5 protein-coding genes (1 of these 5 running past the window's edge) are annotated in these 19,875 nt (G+C 43.3%); all 5 read right to left on the bottom strand.

What is annotated here, in order from left to right; genetic code table 11:
* Positions 1-397: 397 nt before the first annotated feature.
* Positions 398-1,165 (bottom strand): phytanoyl-CoA dioxygenase family protein, encoded by a 768-nt coding sequence (locus MHN81_RS11665; RefSeq protein ID WP_023398724.1) that lies wholly within the window; start codon positions 1,163-1,165, stop codon positions 398-400.
* A gap of 441 nt (positions 1,166-1,606) precedes the next feature.
* On the bottom strand, positions 1,607-2,992 hold the full coding sequence (locus MHN81_RS11660; protein ID WP_239425786.1) for a serine hydrolase domain-containing protein: 1,386 nt from the start codon (positions 2,990-2,992) through the stop codon (positions 1,607-1,609).
* 11 nt (positions 2,993-3,003) lie between these two features.
* Entirely contained in the window at positions 3,004-3,975 is a 972-nt protein-coding gene (locus tag MHN81_RS11655) for a TauD/TfdA family dioxygenase (protein WP_023398721.1), read from the bottom strand.
* 9 nt (positions 3,976-3,984) lie between these two features.
* Complete coding sequence (locus MHN81_RS11650; RefSeq protein WP_023398720.1) at positions 3,985-5,577, bottom strand: MBL fold metallo-hydrolase; 1,593 nt, start codon at positions 5,575-5,577, stop codon at positions 3,985-3,987.
* A gap of 72 nt (positions 5,578-5,649) precedes the next feature.
* On the bottom strand, positions 5,650-19,875 hold the 3' portion of the coding sequence (locus MHN81_RS11645; protein ID WP_239425785.1) for a non-ribosomal peptide synthetase. It continues 2,505 nt past the right edge of the window; the window shows 14,226 of its 16,731 coding nt (coding positions 2,506-16,731); the start codon falls outside the window, past its right edge — the gene reads right to left on this strand; the stop codon is at positions 5,650-5,652.

Here is a 19,875-nt window from a genome sequence, read left to right as displayed (position 1 = left end):
AAACAGCCTAAATGCACTGTTTTGAAGCTGTTGTTCTAGACCAAAACACGGCAACAATTACTTTCTGTTGGGGTATCTACTTTATGATTGAACAATCCTTGGTACTTGCCATTGATGCTTCTTGCCCTATGGCATGTACAGAAAATAAGTAAGAAGTGGCCGAGTACCAATAAGGCCACTGTAGGAAAGTTACACCCACCAACACTATCAATGCATATCGCTCATTTATATTTGAGTGACATGCCATCTACTTAGAACGGTCATTTCTTTATCGAAATTAAACATACTTTTTCAGCGACTTTGAACACAGTGCAAAGCCGCTCTGCTACTTCACTTCATTAACTTTCAAAGTAGCAACCAAAATATGCGTCATGCAGATTGATAATATTGATGTGTATTAAATGTCTATTGGCTCAAAACTACGTGCACTTAAGAAGCCTGGCCTACTAGACAGTTTTTTAGGTACATTGGAAACCGCATTGTAGGTAATAATCATGATCCTTCTGTCAGAAGCTGACATATTATTTGACGATGCGTGTATGACCTGAGGATCAAAAGCAAACCCTTCACCAGCTGCGCAAGTGACAAACTCATATTCACCATCGGATAATACGTCTTGCATAAAAGACTTTTTGACTTGGAACGTGAGATTAGATGACACGTTTTCCTGCCATACATTACTACTATTACCGCTAATAGATTCAGATACATTACCGAGTTTATGGCTGCCAAGGACAATGCAAAGCGGTCCGTTAAGCATATTCACTTCATCAAGAGGAATGGCAATATTCACCATATTTGGATGTTCAATATGGTCAAACTTCTGCCAAAAGATAAAGTCCTGGTGCCATGGCCAGTTGGCCCCTTCAAAAGCCAATTTTTGATTTATTTTAAACTGATGAACGTAAACCTGTTCACCCAACACCTTTTGTGCAAAGCTGACAAGTCTTTTATCTTGGGCTATGTCTCTGAAAAAAGAGTCATACAGGTGTGGACCGTGTATCGCTCTGATGGTGTCCGTACCCTCTTCAAAAACAACCCCTTCACTAAACTTCTTAGAGTACTCAGAAACCGCCTTAGATATTTGGTTTATCTCTTTTTCACTAAATACCGGCCCCAGCTTGCTGAACCCACTATCCTTTACGTTTAGCACTTCTAAATTCATCTATAACCTCTTTTTTATTCGTTATTTTTGGTTAAGTTAGCAAATTAATTTCAGCCCAACTTCGGCATAAAACTTGGTAAAATGCACACAATGCGCAAAATACGTCGCCTAAGCACAACTAAGCTGTGCCGCTGCCTTTTCAAACTAAATTATGTCGTCACCAAAAAGGCCCCTTCCTAGTCAATCGCCTTAGAGATGTTTGACACTAAATAAAAAAGCTCCCTACTTTTTCACTTATTGCTAAATTTTCAGTTCAATTTTTATCGTTAATATTTATTTGCCCAACGTGGTGTATGCACCTACTTTTAACCTTTTGGTTTTATCGGCTCGACCACGACTTTTCATAAAGCGCGCTATAAAGTTCTCAATATCAACATATTGCAAACATAGTGACATTGAAACTCTACAGCCACTTCAACGTATTTTTAAAGTCTGCTTCTGCTAAGAACCTGCCTGAGCACTTTGTTGCGAAACTCTCTTGGCGTAGGTACTTTGACCTCTATACAGATCGGTAAACATCAGCACAGCCTCACCGCCATTGTTTTCGAGGGTAAAAAAGTTCCCACTGCACTTGTGGCTATAAGAGTTGTTTTCTCTTAACTCGATGACTTCTTCACCGCCCTTTTCAACCAAAATTAAATCAGCGCCACTGCGTTTAATCTCAAACCGCTCCCCATCGGTTTTTTGATAGTGACCCAACAGCGCAATTTCTGCTGGCTTATCTGCGAGGCTGACTCTGGCAGGCAGTAGCTTGGTGTACTCAGCCACCATATGCAAAGTTGCCGGGCCTGGGTGAATTCCCTCATCGTTAGAAAGGCCGACAGCATGAATATCTAACTCTTTGAAATACGCACTCCATGACGCATAGCCTGGCACACGGCCTTCGTGAAAAAGAGTTGGCACTCCAAGTACATCATTAATATTGATACCCAAGCCATAGTCGATTTCTGTGCCATCGCTTAATTTTGCTCTTCTCATCATCCTCAAGTAAGAAGATTCGGATAGAATTTCGCCTTTGTGCAGGCTCATATAAAACTGACTCAGATCTGAAACTGTGGCTGAAATTGCACCTGCAGCATGCATCCAGGTCCTACTTACTTTTTCTGGGTAATATAACTTCTTAGGGGCGTTAGGCGCTGAAAAATAGCCAACCGTTTTATGTTTAGATGGCTGTTCAAAAACATAAGTGTTGTTTAGCTTTAAGGGCTTAAATATTCGCTGCTCTAAAAATTCACGATAAGTTTGACCGGATACTTCCTCTATAAGCTTACCCAACAGTATGTAGCCGGTATTTGAATACTCGTAGCTATTCAAAGGCTCTTGGTAGGGTTTACGTCTTGTGATACTTTTAATAACACGGTCAAGCCCCCTATCTCGGTGCCACAACCCCCATACTCTAGAGTCACTTAAGTAATCAGGAAAACCCGCTATGTGTGACAATATTTGGGCAACCGTTGCATGTTGATACTCTTTTGGAATTGACTTGACATAGGTGCCAAGTGGCGTATCTAGGTTGATCTTTTTTTCTTCGCTGAGAAGCAAAACAGCCACAGCGGTATAAGTCTTTGTTATCGAACCAATATCAAACACGCTTTTTTGACCAAGAGGCTCTTTGGTAGAGACATTTGCGAGTCCAACCGCCCCTCTATACAACACTTGATTGCCCTTGGTAATTTGAATACTAGAGCCTGCACTATGTTTATTGACATAACAGTGATGGATCTCAGAAAAACTTGCGCTATACACAGGTGCCACAACAGATAATCCCGCAGCTACGGTACACGCTTTTAATTTTTTGGATCTAATTTTCAGAGGTTTAATTCCCATATTCTGACCTATTAAACAGATTGAAAACCCGAAGGTGCTGACATGCCTACGAGGATTTTCCTATTTCCCTCATACGGCTCTCTGCCATGACTAAACCGCGTATTATCAATTAACATCAAGTTATGCTTTTCCCACTTAAACTTAATTCGCAAATCTTGGTTCAAGTCGCGGATCAGCTGTAACTCAGACTCATCAATTTCACTGCCATCGCCAAAGTACACATTTCTCGGTAAAAATTCTTTACCCAAGCTATTGATCAGGCTTTCCTTCATATCTTTACCAAGGCTAGAAACATGAAATAAATGGGCCTGGTTAAACCACACTTTTTTGCCTGAAACCGGGTGGACAATTGATGCAGGATTTATCTGCCAAGTTCGCAATCTATCACCGGGTAACCACTCAAAATCGATGTTCTTTTGACGACAAAATGCTTCCACTTCTCCCTTGTCGGATGTTTGAAACACTTCTTGCCAAGGCAAATCGACATCTGAGTAGTTCCTGACATATTTAAGCTGCTTGGACTCAAACTTGTCTCTTATCTCTTGTGGAATTAGATCATATAACTTGCAGCTATCTGCAATCGGCGTTTCCCCACCTACTGGCGATGCTTGCATGCACAAAAAACCGAGTCGCAATGGCCACTCATTTGAATAAGCATTTTCATTGTGCTGTAAAATAGTTTCACTGGCGTGATATTCAGTGGCCGTATAGATATTGCCCTTCAACCCTGTCCTTGGAGTTGAGCGATATTGATACTCTAGCAGCGGCCCTTGAAAAATGGTTTGCAACAATTTTGAAAATTGCCCAGTACTGACCACCTTCAAGCCTTTGATTAACACTGCGCCATTGGTTGCCACCAACGATTCTAGTTCGTCGCGATTTCTCTGTGCCCAATCCAAGGTTTTTTCGCCTTGCAAGTCCACGTTGAGTACAAGTGGTTGACCTTCAACTTCAACTAAGTCATTCATTGACATCAATCCCATGTTTATCTCCTAAAACTTAATTTCACTTTTGCCGCATAAACGCTCAACAGGAATACCTTGTGCCTGACAAAATTCCACCATTTGCATTGATTGCACTATCTGCTCAGAATCATCGCTATAATCAAGGCCCATAAAGTAGTTGTACCAAGGCTCCAAACCTAAAGCGTAAATCCACACATTTTTAGGTTTCAATGCATTGGTGATTTGAGATGCCGTTTCAAAACTACTGCCATTGAGTCGGCGTGACTCTTTTATATTTCTTGGCACAGCTTCTGTGAATAGAGCCCCATATAGCCATGTAAACGGCGCACCGACACATTCCATGCCAATTGCCATTAAGTCTAATTCCCCAAAATAAGCGCTTAGCTTTTCATACATGATGGGTTCTAGGTTAGAAGAGTCAGCACCGGCATATATTTTTTTACCGTTAAGCTGGAATAGCCAGCCCGTCTTACTTCTTATATTCAAATCACCATGCTCACCCAAAAACGGAATGCCAGTAATGCTGCCGTCAGGAACATCAATCACCTCTAAATCATCAATTTCAATTACATCAAACTTTAATTGTCTGAGGATCATTTTGAGCGATGGGTCTAACAATGAACCGCCATTGTTTTTAGGAACTAGGATACGACTTGTCTTGTGTCGAAGCTGTAATAAGGTCTCTAAGTTGACGTGATCTGAATGATTGTGCGTCAGGCAAATGTAATCTATTTTTTCCGGCAGTTGCGCAAAGCCAATCGCTTGCTCGCGATTTTTTGATGTGATATTGGCCACAACGGGATCAACCAATATGGACACATTTTTTGTCTGTAACAGTAGACCGGCATGACCGATATATTTAACAGATGTTGTCTCTATCTCTTGTGCTCTGTCTGCTGGCGCTTCGGTAGTGAATAATTCGAAAATATTTAAGCCACCTGTACAGTGCTTGCCTTCAAACAAGGCTTCAATGTCTTGTTTAGAAATTGGCTGAGTCCGTGTTTTAAACAAGGTATCCCAGAATTCACTGTCAAAGGGTTCACTGATATGGATATGGTCCGTATCTGGTAGCCTTGGCGTGCTCAGAACAAACGGCCTTTCCATCTCCTCATTTAAGACACCTAAAGACACCGATTGCAGATCTTTTCTGTAATATTCACTTTGATAAACCAAGCCCTCTATAACACGGAAACTCGGGTTGTGGTTACTGTCCATGACCAGCTCCACATACCCTTTAAGAAGGTCAGGTACCTGTTTGTAGAGCGGCTCTAAAGATTCACCACTGACGTGTTGCTTGAGCATGGCGTTGAGGGATTTCAGCGCATCAGCCAGCTCACCAAAGAGCGCATCTTCTGTTTCAAATTTATTGATCAGGGATTTTATATCTTCTAGCTGCTCTGCTTTACAATCGACAAATTCCCCCCCACCCGCGATGGTCTTATTTTCGTTTGCCATAATATGTAACTCATGGTTATTGGCAAATGACTTCATCAACCTTAGGTGAGTTTTGTTCATATATAGAGCATACTGAAACGGAGATAAAAGGTTTGGCCATGCGTACCAACTATTGACTAATGGCTCAACATAAACACTTTCTCTTAAATAATACTTCTGTGACATTTCCATCTCTTTATATTTATTATGCGGCTGGTGTGCAATTTGCCACCAGCCTTTTATTATTTTGACTTAACGTTACAGTTCCCAAACATCTTCTTCGGCATCACTACTGTCATCTGCACGCTGGGAAATTAGCCCCTCTTTGAGTCGCACTGCGGTATCTATGACTTTTACAAGCTCAGAAACCACTGGCTGCTCAAGAATTTCTTGTAAGGACAGCTCTATATCAAACTGATGTTGAATAGAAGTGTACATACGCGCTGCTAATAGCGAGTGACCGCCCAAATCAAAGAAGTTATCTTCAAGCCCAACTCGTTCGATTTGCAAAAGCTCTTGCCATATATTGCAAATTTGATGTTCTAGCTCATTCGTCGGTGCAACATAAGTTTGCTCACGATGAAGTAGTTGTGGCACTGGCAATGATTTACGGTCAACTTTACCATTCACGGTTAGAGGCATTGCTTCCAAGCTAACATAATGATTAGGCACCATATAGTCTGGTAGTAATGACGCCAAATGCTCCTTGAACTGTGGCTTTTCAATATCCTTTATTGCAACAAAATATGCAACAATATTTTCAACACCATTTAACACACGAACATCGACAACAGCCTGCTCAACACCATCCATTAACATGATTTTATTTTCGATTTCTTCTAGCTCGATTCTAAATCCGCGGATTTTCACTTGTGTGTCGGCTCTGCCAACAAAACTAAACTCACCCGAAGGTAAAATACGTACAAGGTCACCCGTTTTATAAAACCTTTGCATAGTGCAGCCTGGCAACGTCATTTCGACAAACACCTTGGCGGTCAATTCCGGCGCATTGATATACCCCCTTGCTAGTTGATCACCTGCAAGGTAAAGCTCACCAATTGCCCCCACAGGACAAGGGTTGCCATTTTCATCTATCACAGCAGCTTGAAATCCTGGATAGACATGACCCAGACTGCGAGAATGAGATACAGACCAATCACTTGACATCGCCGTTACTGTCGTTTCAGTGGGACCATATTCATTGATTAAACGACAATGTTTCTGCCATTTTTCAACTGTCGATTCTGGACACGCCTCACCACCAAGGATGAGTGTTTCCAACTTAAACTCACTTTGCCAAGACAGCGATTCTAAAATCGAAGGGGTTAAAGAGATTTGTTGCACTTCAAAATCCACCAACTGTGTTGATAGGGACTTCTCAAAGCTGCCCAAGCACAAGGTGGCGCCTGAATACAAGCTGCTCCAAATGACACCAAGACCTGCATCGAATGCCGGGGACAATATTGACATGACTTTTGACTGTGGTGGCGTACCAACCAAGCTGTTATGATTTTGTACAAAACTAGCCAAAGCTAAATGCTCAATCATCACGCCTTTTGGCATACCAGTCGATCCTGAGGTATGAATGACATAGGCCAATTGCTGCTTCTGTACTGAGACCTGGTTATCAGGCCCGACGTTCTCTACCTCAACATTTTTGGCGTATTCAAATAGCTCGTCCAAGTTAAACTGTGCAGCTGACAAGTGCTCAAAAGGATGTGCCGTCGACGGACACACTAGATACTCTGCACCACTAGATTCGATCATTTTCTCAACACGCTGAGCTGGCAACCTTTGATCAAATGGTACATATACAGCCCCCATTTGCGACAGCGCAACCATTAACACTACATTTTTTACCGAATTCTCAGCAACCACACCAACTAAGCTATTTTGCCCAACACCTTTTTCATGCAGTGCAATAGATAAGGTATGCGCTGCTGTAACAAGTTGTGCATATGAAAGTTGCTCAACGCCATCGGTTAATGCCAACGCATCCGGCATTTCAGCCGCAAAACGTTTAACAGACTCATGCACTGCAATAAATGGCGCACTCGTTTCTGTCACTTTGACACTACCCTCGGTTACACTTGCTCTTTGATTTACAAGTGCTTGTGCAACTTCTAATTCAGGCGAAGACAACATGTTTTCTATGATCAGCAAATAATTGTCGCTCATTTGCTGAATCGTTTCGGCTTCAAAAAGATCAGTGCAGTATCCCAGTGAGAAACCTATCTCATCTTCATACTCCTCAACATCTAAGCTTAAATCTAGCTTGGCGACGAGTTGTTCGGCATGCATCGGGGAAATTTCAAAATCTGTAGTCTCCAATGCGTCAACCTTGTTCGTATTCATTGAGAATATGACTTGAACGAGTGGAGCATGTGACACACTGCGGGTGATATCCAATTCTGAAACTAACTTATCAAATGGATATGACTGATGGGACTGAGCAGCCAAGCTTGTCTGTTTAACTGTTTGTAGCAAAGAATCAAACGAAGACTGCGACTCAACACCCACTCTCATCACAACAAGGTTTACGAAGAAGCCAATTAATGGCTCAACTTCTTTGCGGTCCCTATTCGCTACTGGCGTACCAAACAAAATATCTGATTCGCCACTGTAACGATTCAACAGCACAGAGAACACAGTCTGCAGTGCCATTGACAGCGTCACCCCTCGGCTCTGACAGAATGCCTTGAGCTTATTTGTTTGCGCCTGATCAAGCTTAAATGGCACTGCGCTTCCGGCAAATGACTGTCGCGCAGGACGAACTTTATCCGTTGGAATTGAGTGAATTTGTGGACTCCCAGCAAGCGCCTCTGTCCAATAGGTCTGATCGGCAAGGTATTGCTGCTCACCTTCCCACGTACGCTGCCATACCGCATAATCTTGGTACTGTACAGGCAGCAGGTTGAGCTCGGCTTCACAATTGCGCTTTTTGGCCGCATAAATGGCATTGAACTCTTTCATCAAGATGCCAATTGACCAACCGTCAAAGACAATATGGTGGAAACACAGTAATAGCGCGCCACTTTCAACATCTAAACCGTTTGTGAGCTTGACGTAACTGGCTCTAACCAGTAGGTCTTTAGCAAGGTCAAACACCTTTGTGGCATTTTCAAATTGAATTTGCGCTACTTCATGCTGGCGAGCTTGCGCATCCAAATGACTCAGGTCGACTCGATGTAATTTAAACGGTTGAGCATGTTCATAAGTGATCTGAGGCTGCTCGTCCACCGTCACAAAGTTACTTCTGAGCACCTGATGGCGCGCAACAATTTCGCCTAATGTCTGCTCAATCAGATCAACATCAAATTGGCCTGACACTTCAAAAGCAAGCGGCATGTTATATTGCGAACTGCCTTGGCCCATTTGGTCGATAAACCAAAGGCGCTCTTGTGCATGTGTCAGTGGATAGTGCGTCATATCGAGTGATGCAGGTTGAATTGCAGGCGCAAAGGTCGCCGCATCGGCTTGCTCTATCACTGCACCTTGTCCTGACAAAGAGGATGCATCAAATATTTGATGAAGCGAAATCTCAACGTTAAACGTCTCTCTAATTGCGGTTATTAGCTGTATTGCCAGCAGTGAGTGACCGCCTAACAAGAAAAAGTCACTATCTTGTGTAATAGCTGCCAATTCCACTTCAAGCAATTGTGCCCAGATGTTTGCGAGCTGGTTTTCTATTTCACCTACAGGGCCAGACGAACTGGCTTGCGTTGAGTGTGCTTGCCATTTTGGTAATGCCTTTCTATCGACTTTACCATTGGCAGTTAATGGCAACTGCGCTAAAAACACATACTGGCTAGGGCACATATAGTCATTGAGCTCTAACGCCAAAGATGCTCTTAAACTACGTTCCAGCTCCGCCAAATCCATATCAATGTCACAAGCAATATAGGCAACAAGGTGTTGAGCCGCAGTATCGTCTAACATCACATGAGCAGCAGAAATGCTTTGATGGCTCAGCAGGTGATGCTCTATCTCGCCTGTTTCTATGCGATAACCACGTACCTTCACTTGCTCATCAACTCGGCTGATAAACTCAAGATCGCCGTCATGCCTGTAGCGAACAATGTCACCCGTGCGGTAATAAGTAAGCGCTTTGCTGGTGTCATCGGAAAACTCAATAAACTTTTCTTGGGTAAGCGCTGAACGATTCATATACCCTTTAGTAACACCTGCTCCCCCGATATACAGCTCTCCTTTAGCGCCTTTGGGAACGGCTCTACCGTCTTTGTCCAATACGCGTAGAACAGTATTGTGAATTGGCGTACCAATTGGCACTGACCCCGCCGTTTGTCCTGCGTTTTCATGCGCTAAGATTTTAAATACAACACAACCTACGGTCGCTTCTGTCGGTCCATACTCATTGATAATACAGGCGTTTGGCATCACACTGTTGCGCCACTGCTCAACAGTACCCCAACTCAAATTTTCACCTCCAACAATGCACATATGCTCAACCTTTGTCTGCGACTGGCCGTACAACTTGGCAAGTGCATTTAAGTGCGACGGTGTCAATTTAAACAACATTGGAGATGCAGCGTTTGCAATAAATGCGGCCAGTGAATCTAGCTCGCGACTTCCCTGCTCAATCAATACAACTTCTTTGCCGCATACTAATGGGGTAAATAGGCTGGTAATCGTCGCATCAAAGCTCAGAGACGTACTCACTACAGCACCTTTTACGCCATCAAAATACTGCGACGCTGCATAGTTCAAGTAGTGGGCTAAATTAGCATGTGATACGGCAACGCCTTTAGGTTTACCCGTAGAACCTGAGGTGTATATTACGTAGGCCGTATCTGATGACTGGATTGAAACCTTTGCGTCCTGTAACTCTTGCTCGGAACATTGATACCAATCTTCATCAAACAGCTCATCATCGAGCATCATGAAGTCAACACCGTCTAGCGGCACACTTTCAATAGTGTGTTCATCCACCAACATCAATTCCATGCCACAGTCATCAATAATATGATTAATACGTGCACTGGGCGTTTTAGCATCAATGGGAACGTAAAAGCCACCCGCTTTTAAAACAGCAAGCATGGCAACCGTACTCTTAACACTGCGCTCCATGCAAATACCAACTGCTTGGCCAGACACCAAACCCTCATCTTGCAATGCAACGGCTAAGTGAGCCACTTTTTTCGCTAAGTCCTGATAATTCAGTTCGCCGTCCTCTGAAGACACAGCAGGTGACATCGGTAATTGCTGTGCATACTCTGCAACCTTGTCGTTTAGCGTAAAGAATGGGATAGACTCGATACCACTTTCGCTTTCTTGTAACGCTTCTTCAGCTGCATCAACTGCTAAATCAATATCACATACGCGCGCTTGTGCCTTTTCAACAAGCTGTAGTAGTACCGCCTTAAGTTGTTGACCCACAGTTTCTATATCAGCTGTGCTGTATTGCCCCAAGTGGTATTCAAATCGAATCGATAAGGTGTCGCCTAAATGCGCTATCAAGCTCAGCGGGAAGTTAGTGCGCGCATAAGGCTGCACATCGGTGATCACCAAACCAGCATTATTAACATGAGCACTCACATCTTTAATCGGGTAGTTTTCAAAGACAATCACACTGTTGTACAACTCACTGACAGCATGGCTATGAATGGCCGATTGAATTTCAGTCGCTGAAATAAAGTTATGTAACTCACGCTGACTCAATGCATCTCGTTGAGCAATTAAGAAATCACTGACCTTAACCGTGTCATCAACCTCGGCTCTGCAAGGTAAAGTGTTGATAAACAGTCCCACCATTTTGTCTATATTTTCAAGTGCAGGCGGTCTTCCTGCCGTTGTATAGCCAAAAGTCACTGTATTCTCTGAACTGTAACGGGATAGCAAGATAGCCCATGAAGACTGCAGCAATATATTCACAGTTGTCTTTATTTTTCTCGCGAACTCAACAAGAGACTGTGTTTGCTCCGAGGTCAACTGTAAAGCGAACTCTTCTTTCGACTCTGCTACTTTAGTAAGATCCATCAATGGAAGCGGTGTTGGCTCAAGATCATCAGATAGCTGCGCTTGCCAAAAGGTAAGCGACGCCGCTTGGTCCTGTTTATTTAACCACTGAATATAATTTTTGTATGGCACAACAGCTGGCAAGGTCACTGGCTTGTTTGTTAATTCAGCCTGATAAACCCTAGCCACCTCTTGAAACACCATGCTCATAGACCAACCATCCATCAAAGAATGATGGTGTGACCAAATCAAAACATAGCCATTTTCGCCCAAGTTCAGTAAATGGAATCTCATCAGCGGTGCATCAATGATGTTAAATTTGGTGTTTGCATCTTGGCAGCGAATTCGTTCTACTTCTTCTTGTTGTGCTGCTGCATCTAAATGAACAAGTGACACTTCGGACCAATTGAGCTCAACTTCATGCTGAACTAACTGATGGCAATGCCCTTCCTCAAACCCTACAAATGCAGTTTTAAAAATATCATGTCGATTTGCGATGTTATGCCATGCCGACTTCAATGTTTCGGGTATCACATGTTCAAAATCCAAACGGATCTGTGTTATGTAGGCGCCACTGTCCAGTTCACTATGGAACAATAGACCTTGCTGCATGCCTGTAGCTGGGTAAATATCTTGTACATCAAATTGAGACTGCCATTGTGTAAGCTTTTCAGCCGGAGCCAACGCCTCAGGGAATTGCTCGCTAATCGATTGCTCACCTAACGATGCAATGCAGTGGGATATAAGTCCTTGCAAGGCCTGTTGAAGGTAATTTGCCAACAAATCGGCTTGCTGTTGGCTAAAGTCAGATAAGTCAAAATTGATATTGAATTGCATACACCCATTAGTAACCATCGCAACTAAGCCCAATTTATAAGCCAGAGGTCGATTTCGGCTCGCACTATCACCTGTTGATTCCGCAGCAATGGAGAAAAACTCACCATCAACAGTGACATTGTCAAACTGGCCTAAATAGTTAAATTGGATTTTTGCTGGTTCATAATCACCCAACTCTTTTGCGAGGTCACTGCCCGCAATCACACCAAAACCAATGCCGTTTTCCGGAATATCTCGATAAGTATTTTTGACATGATTGATTATTTGCTCATACGTACATTCTCTTAAACTTTCCTCAGAGGCACCAAGAGCTACAGGGTAAATACTGGTAAACCAACCAACTGTCTCGGTCAGATCCAAGCTGCTATTGAGCGTTTCTCGACCATGCCCCTCCATATCTATTAAGAATTGATTCCCTCCACTCCACTGATGCAAAGCAATTAACAGAGAGCTCAACAGCAACTCGTTCACTTGCAAGTCATACTTTAAAATAGCCTGCGTAGTCAGTTGTCGAGTTTCTTTTTGAGTCAGGCTAATACGAGCTAGTGACTTTTGAACTTCTCGCTCTTTTATATCACACACTTCGTTAATGGGGAGAGGGCAAGTCTGCTTTGAAATAACCCCTTTCCAATACGGTAATTGCGCTGCCATACTTTCGTCAGCTGCATGCTTCTTAAGAAATGCCCCCCATGCTTTGTAAGAAGAGGATTTAGGTGCTAATTGGACACTGTCAAATGCATGGAACTGTGCAAACACAGCTTCAATATCAGACAGTAAAATACGCCATGACACACCATCCACAACAAGGTGATGTATCACAACAAATAAACGCCCTTCCCTTTCGTTATTGACATCCTCTATATAAACAAACTTCGCCAATGGCCCAGACAGCTCAAAACTTTGTTGATAGTTATTTAAGACTGCTGTCAGTTGCTTTTTATCGGACAAATCAAGCTTTTCAACCGCATACAATTCACTCAATGACTGAGCCGTACTCACTTCATGATTCGCTTGCCAAATATTGCCGTCAAGTTTAAAGCTTAGCCTCAATGCATCGTGACGCTCAATCAGTGCTTCAACAATTGCAGTCAGTGCACTACTATTAAATTCCGGCGGTGTATTTAACAAAACAGCTTGGTTGTAATAATCCAGCTCTATCCCAGAGTTTAAAAATGCCCTTTGAATTGGCAACAGTGGCATCTGACCCTCTACTGCTTCTTGAGGTACCTCAAAGCCTTTATTTGTCGTCGCTTCACGCGACAATGACCGTATCGTTGAATACTCAAACAAGTCTGCCACTGTAAAGAAAATGCCCTGATGACGCGCTTTTGCAGCCACTTGGATCGCAAGAATAGAATCACCACCTAACTCAAAAAAGTCAGCTTGCACATCTAGCGAGTCTGGAGCAACCCTTAACACCATCGCCCAAACATTACGCATTTGTGTTTCGAGGCTTGTGGTAGGTTCTGTTATCTTCAAGCTGGATTGTATGCTGCTAATGTCGGGAAGCGATGCAACATCTACTTTCCCGCTTTTCGTCAATTTAAACTCATCCACGGCTACGACAATTTTAGGCAACATGTAATCTGGCAAGTGTTTTTCAAGATTCTGACGTATCTGATTATCTAGCGACATGCCATCGTTCGCAGCGTAATATGCCACCAGCACAGTTTGCTCAGAGCGCGCAGTCTCTGTGGGCTTTACATAACCGAACAATTGCCGACGACCGGCAACTTCTTTTGCCAACACTAGCGCAGAGTTTACATTCGACAGCTGCGCTAGCTGTGATTCAACTTCCCCTAGTTCTATCCTAAAGCCACGTATTTTTACTTGATCATCTACGCGACCCATAAATTCTAAGTTGCCATCAGGTAAATAACGGACTAAGTCTCCTGTTCGATACAATCGCTTCGAACTACCCGGTACGCTTGCATCGTAATAAGGGTTATCAATGAAGCGCTGCGCAGTTAGCTCAGGGTGGTTTAAATACCCTCTGGCCAACCCAGCGCCACCGATATACAGCTCACCTGTCACACCAAAAGGCAGTAGCTGCTGAGTGTCTGACAACAGCAACATACTGGCATTGTCCATCGCTTTACCAATTGGGATAGTATTGTATGCATTTAAAACACCCCGAGTAATCGAGAAGCTCGTGCAGCCGATTGTCGACTCAGATGGACCATAATGGTTTACCAATCGACACGATGGGAAGGTTTCAAGACACTTTGATGCCAAGCCGTGTTCAAACGCCTCACCTCCTACAATAAACACATGCTCCGTATCAACTTGCTCGCCATTAAATTGGTCCAATAAAAGCATTAAGTGAGAAGGCGTCATTCGCACTAACCTGACCGAATCGCTACTGAGTGATTCTTTGACACAAGGCGCTAAGATATCTTCTTTACCGACAAGTTTTACCTCGTCACCATTAAGTAACGGTAAGTATAAACTTGGCAAACTCAAGTCAAAGCTCAGCGATGTGAATATGAGAGAACCCGCCACATTACCATCATAGTAATTGCGTTTATTTACAGACATGTAGTCCACTAAATTACGGTGTTCAACCATCACACCTTTTGGTTTGCCCGTAGAGCCCGACGTGTAAATCACATAAGCCAAATGAGTTGGCTCAAGCGCTAAAGTACTCAAGTTGGTCGTGTCATACTCAGCAAAAAGCTGATGATCACCCAGATCAATCACAGTACCAGTAAATGTGCTATCTAATACTTCAGTTGTCTGCCCTTCACACAACACAACCGTAAGACCTGCATCGTCAAGCATATGGTTCAATCGCGCTTGCGGATAACTCGGATCTAACGGCACATAAGCACCACCAGCTTTCAATACACCCAAGATACCGATGACCATTTCCAATGAACGCTCAACACATAAACCCACTAATGTATCTGGCTTCACGCCATACTGAGTCACTAAACAATGAGCAACTTGATTCGCACGCACATTCAACTCAGCATATGTTAAGTGTGTCTCTTCAAATGCCACTGCGATTTTATTAGGGTTGGCTGCTACCTGCGATTCAAACAATTCATGTACGCACTTTTCCTCTGAATAATTTGAGCCTGTGTCATTGAGTTGCGTTACTAGCTGATAACACTCAGATTGAGAAAGCATAGGCAAGCTGTGAGGCTCTACCTCACCATCAGTCACCGCACTGAGTGCAGTCAGTAAGCGACAGAAATGTTCATTTAATCTTGTGATAGCGGCTTCATTGAACAAACTCACATCATACGTCCAACTTAACCCAACCCCCTCATCATTGATGCTTACATCGATATTTAAATCGTGATCTGCTTTGACCATTTCTCGCGCGCAGTCAGCTAGCTGCGAGTGTTCTGTGTGTGTTGAAAGCATAATCTGGAATAACGGGGAATGGGCCGTATCGATAGGCACCTTTAACACCTCAAGCAAACGCTCGAATGATACATTTTGATTAGACTGTGCAGCCAAATTGACACTTTGAATATGTGCCAAATACTCTGCCAACGTCTTATGTTTTGTGTCGACACGCAATACAAGTGCATTCATCGTGCACTGCTGCGCAGACTCCAAGTCGGATTGAGTTTGTTGTACTACAGGAGTTCCTATTACGATATCTGAACTATTACAGTGTTTCGATAAAAGGAGTGATACTGCACCATGGATCAACATAAATGGCGTTAATTGAAACTTCTGAGCCAATTGTTTTAGCTGTTGTGCAACTGAACTCGGTAAATTTCCGCTTACTACCGCACCTTGTTCCTGCTTGACTTCTGGGCGGGGGTAACTAAGTGGTAATCCGTGTACAGCAGGTGCATCATCTAATTGAGCTAACCAATATTTAAGCTGACTGTCTTGCACTTCTTTGGTCGAGCTTACCTGTGGCACGTGCGTTTCACTGTCCACCTTTTCAAGCGCTAATAACGCTTTTCTGTCTACTTTGCCATTTGGCGTCAATGGCCATTCGTCCACCTTCATCAATACACTCGGTATCATGTAATCAGGCAGCGTATCGCCAAGCTCTAACTTCACTGAACTGATAAAGTCACGATCCGTACTCAAACTACTTTCGGCTGTGGCTACAAACGCAGAATTTACCCCTTTAACCGCCAAAATTTGATGCTTTATTTCATTTAACTCAACTTTGTGTCCGCGAATTTTCACCTGTTCACTTTTACGTTCAATGAACTCCAATTTACCATTGGCTAGATAGCGAACCATATCGCCAGTGCGATAGAGTACAATTTTTTGGCCGTTTACCGTCTTTTCTGTAAACATTTTCTTGGTTAAATCAGGTAGGTTTGAATACCCTGTTGATAAACCCGCCCCGGCGATAAACAACTCACCCACAGACCCTAGTGGCACGCGTTGTAGGCTACCATTCAAAACAAACAAAGATGTGCCAGCTACTGGTGAGCCTATGGCCACACTCATTTGATCACTATTCGATGGAGTCTCGGGCGAGATCACCTCAAAACAACACCCGACAGTTGATTCTGTTGGGCCATACTCATTGATAAAGGTTGCATTTGATAGATGCTTTGAGCGCCACTTATTGATAGTTTTCCAATACAGTTCCTCACCACCGATAACCAAGGTGTGTGCAACAGGACTAGAGAATTCACTGAGTCTTTCTGCAACCAACGTCATTTGAGACGGCGTCATTTTAAACACACATGGCAGCTGACAAAATTTCAAAAATCCCGCAATTGATGCAGTATCATTATCATCATCTGCTAAGAAATTCACAGTACCACCAACGGTAAGTGGGCCCAACAAGCTGGTGATGGTTGCATCAACACTTAATGTAGAGCTCACTAAGCTTTGTGTCGCGTTATTAAAATAATGTGATTTAGCATGTGCAAGATAGGCACTCAAACTAGCGTGTGAAACTTCAACCCCTTGTGGTATGCCCGTAGAGCCAGAGGTGAACAGCACATATGCTATTTGCTGTAAACCTGGTAGAGAAAACGGCTCATCATCGGCGAAATCTTCTAACCAATCATCTTGTGTAATATCTCCTTCAAGCACAAGCTCAGAAACACCTGCAACATTAAAAGGCAATACTTGCGATTCATGAGAGATAATTACACCAGCCTGCATTTGCTCGATGATTACTTGATTGCGCAGGGCAGGGTCTTGAACATCAAGTGGCACATAGCTGGCGCCAGACTTCATTACCGCCAGTACAGAAACCAGTGATTCTATACTTCTGTCTAAGTAAATACCGACTTTGTCGCTTTCACCTACATCTTCTTCACGTAAAGCACATGCTAAGTTATTGACCCGTTTATTGAGTTTCGAATAAGTTAAGCTCTGACCTGACATGGAGACCGCAATGGCGTTCGAGTTTTGTTCAACTTGCTGAGCAAATAACTCTACAACACTTGTCGCACCCAATTTTTTGGCCTGAACACCGTGCTGTTCAAACGCTACAAGCGCTTCCACTTCAGTTGGCTCTAACAGCGAGTCAAAATCAATTTCTTGAGTATGGTCTTCTACGATCTGAGTAATAATTTTCTGTAAGTAATCTCTTATTCTTTGAACGTATTGCAAGTCGAATTGTTTAACGTTCGTGTGAATTCTAAAGCCAAGAGCGTTATTAGACTGGTTGTTGATGAACTTAACCGATAACATAATATCTGTTTTCTCAAAAAAGCTACCGCTTTCAACCGCCACTTCATCAGATATGTTTTTATAGACATGAAAATCAATAAAGCTAAATGCAGCAGAGCCGAATTCAAGTTTCGAGGCTCGCTGTATCTCAATTAGAGGGTAGCTTCGGTGTGACATCAACTCCACGCTTTCACTATGCACTCTTTTTATCAATTGCTGCCATGACCCTTTCGATACATCTATTCTCATAGGAAGAGAATTCAAAAATAAGCCAAGTGTTTGCTCACTGCCCGATAGCTCAGGTCGACTATTGCTGATCACAGAGGTTACAACATCTTCTTGCCCACCTAAAAATGCCATTAAAGCAGTGTGTGCACTAAGTAATATACTTTTCTCACTTACTTTTAACTGTTTAGCGATCGCGTTCAGTCTTTCGCGCTGCTCCGCACTGAGTTCAGACACAACCTCTAGTGGATTCCCTTTTTCAAAATTAGACCACCAAGGTAAGTTTGCATTTTCTAATTGCGTCTTAAAATACTGACGACTCTTGCCCGACTCTACCGCAGCCATTTCTTGCGCAACGTTTAATGAATAAGCAGGCGGTTTTGGTTGAATAAGTAGCTCTTGTCCTGCTAATAAACGTTTGTATTGATTTATCAGTTCGGTATTGAATGAAGCAAAGCTCCAACCATCTAACAGTGAGTGATGGAACGAGATATGGAGGTAGATATCGTCATCAGTGATTGTATGCACAGCCATACGCCATGGCAATTCACCCATCTCAAACGGCGATGCGAGCTCACTTGCTAAGCACTGTTGTTCGTAAAGTGCCAAGTCATTGAGCTCGTCATCTGTTATCGCTCTGACTTTCAGTGGTAATGTAATGCGCTCATAAATTACTTGAATTGGTTGAGCACAACAGTATTCAAATGTTGACCTGAGAACCGAATGACGCTCTACAACAGCACTTAATGCCTGTGCAAATAGCTCCGGATGCCATTGTATTTTTAGTCGCACGCTTGGTACGTCGTGGTAAGTCCCCCCTCCCACATCAAGCATGTTGTGGATCAGCATACCTTGTTGGGTTGCTGTCAATGGAAAAGCGTCTTCAATTGGCGCACTTGTCATTTGCGGTAACGCCTGCCGTTGCTCTTCTGTCAGTAACGCAAATGGTTCACCCTTAACTTCAGTGGTTGATTCAGTATTCCCTTGCTCAATCGCCGCTGCTAGAGATGCGACAGATTGGTAACTAAATAGGTCTTTAACAGAGATCTGTAAACCTATTTTCGCCGCATTGGCAACCAATGAAATTGCGCGAATCGAGTCTCCACCTAGGTTGAAAAAGTTATCCTGAATCCCCACTTTTTCGCATCCTAGAGTCTGCTCAAAGACAGTACAAAGCTGTCGTTGAACTAGGGTTTCTGGCGCGTGATACTCTTCACTCACATAGTTTACCGACAAAGACAATAATGCACTGCGATTGAGCTTGCCATTTACCGTCATGGGCAGCTCTTCTAGCATGGCATAAGCCGTCGGGACCATGTGTTTTGGCAGTTTCACTTGCAAATAGCTGTGCAACGTTCGCAACAGAGCTTGAAAATCGTCGGCCTCAGCATCGTCGACCAAAGTAAAGTAAACAGCTAACTCATGACCAGATTGCTCTGTCGGCTTTGTTAATACTGCACATGACTTTATGTACGGGTGTTGGTTTAAACTCGCTTCAATTTCACCGAGCTCAATACGGAAACCTCGAATTTTGACTTGCTCATCAATACGCCCTAAATACTGTAGACTCATATCATCCAACCAGCGGACAAGGTCACCACTGCGGTATATTACGGCATTTGACTCGGCGCTAAATGGATCGGCAATAAACTTCTCAGTATTCAGCTCTGGTCGATTCAAATACCCATTTGTAACACCTTGACCGCCAACCCAAAGCTCCCCTGGGACCCCAGGAGGCTGACAATTTCCATGTTCATCAACAACGTAACAAGTCAAATCTTGTAACGGCTTACCAATAAGGCTGATGCCTTGCTCACAGTGTGCGCGCTCTAT

It is taken from the genome of Pseudoalteromonas sp. Of7M-16 (assembly GCF_022347805.1).
In the GTDB taxonomy this organism is placed as follows: Bacteria; Pseudomonadota; Gammaproteobacteria; order Enterobacterales; family Alteromonadaceae; genus Pseudoalteromonas; species Pseudoalteromonas luteoviolacea_F.
Note: the sequence above shows the minus strand (reverse complement) of the source record. Positions and strands in the feature narration are given on the sequence as shown.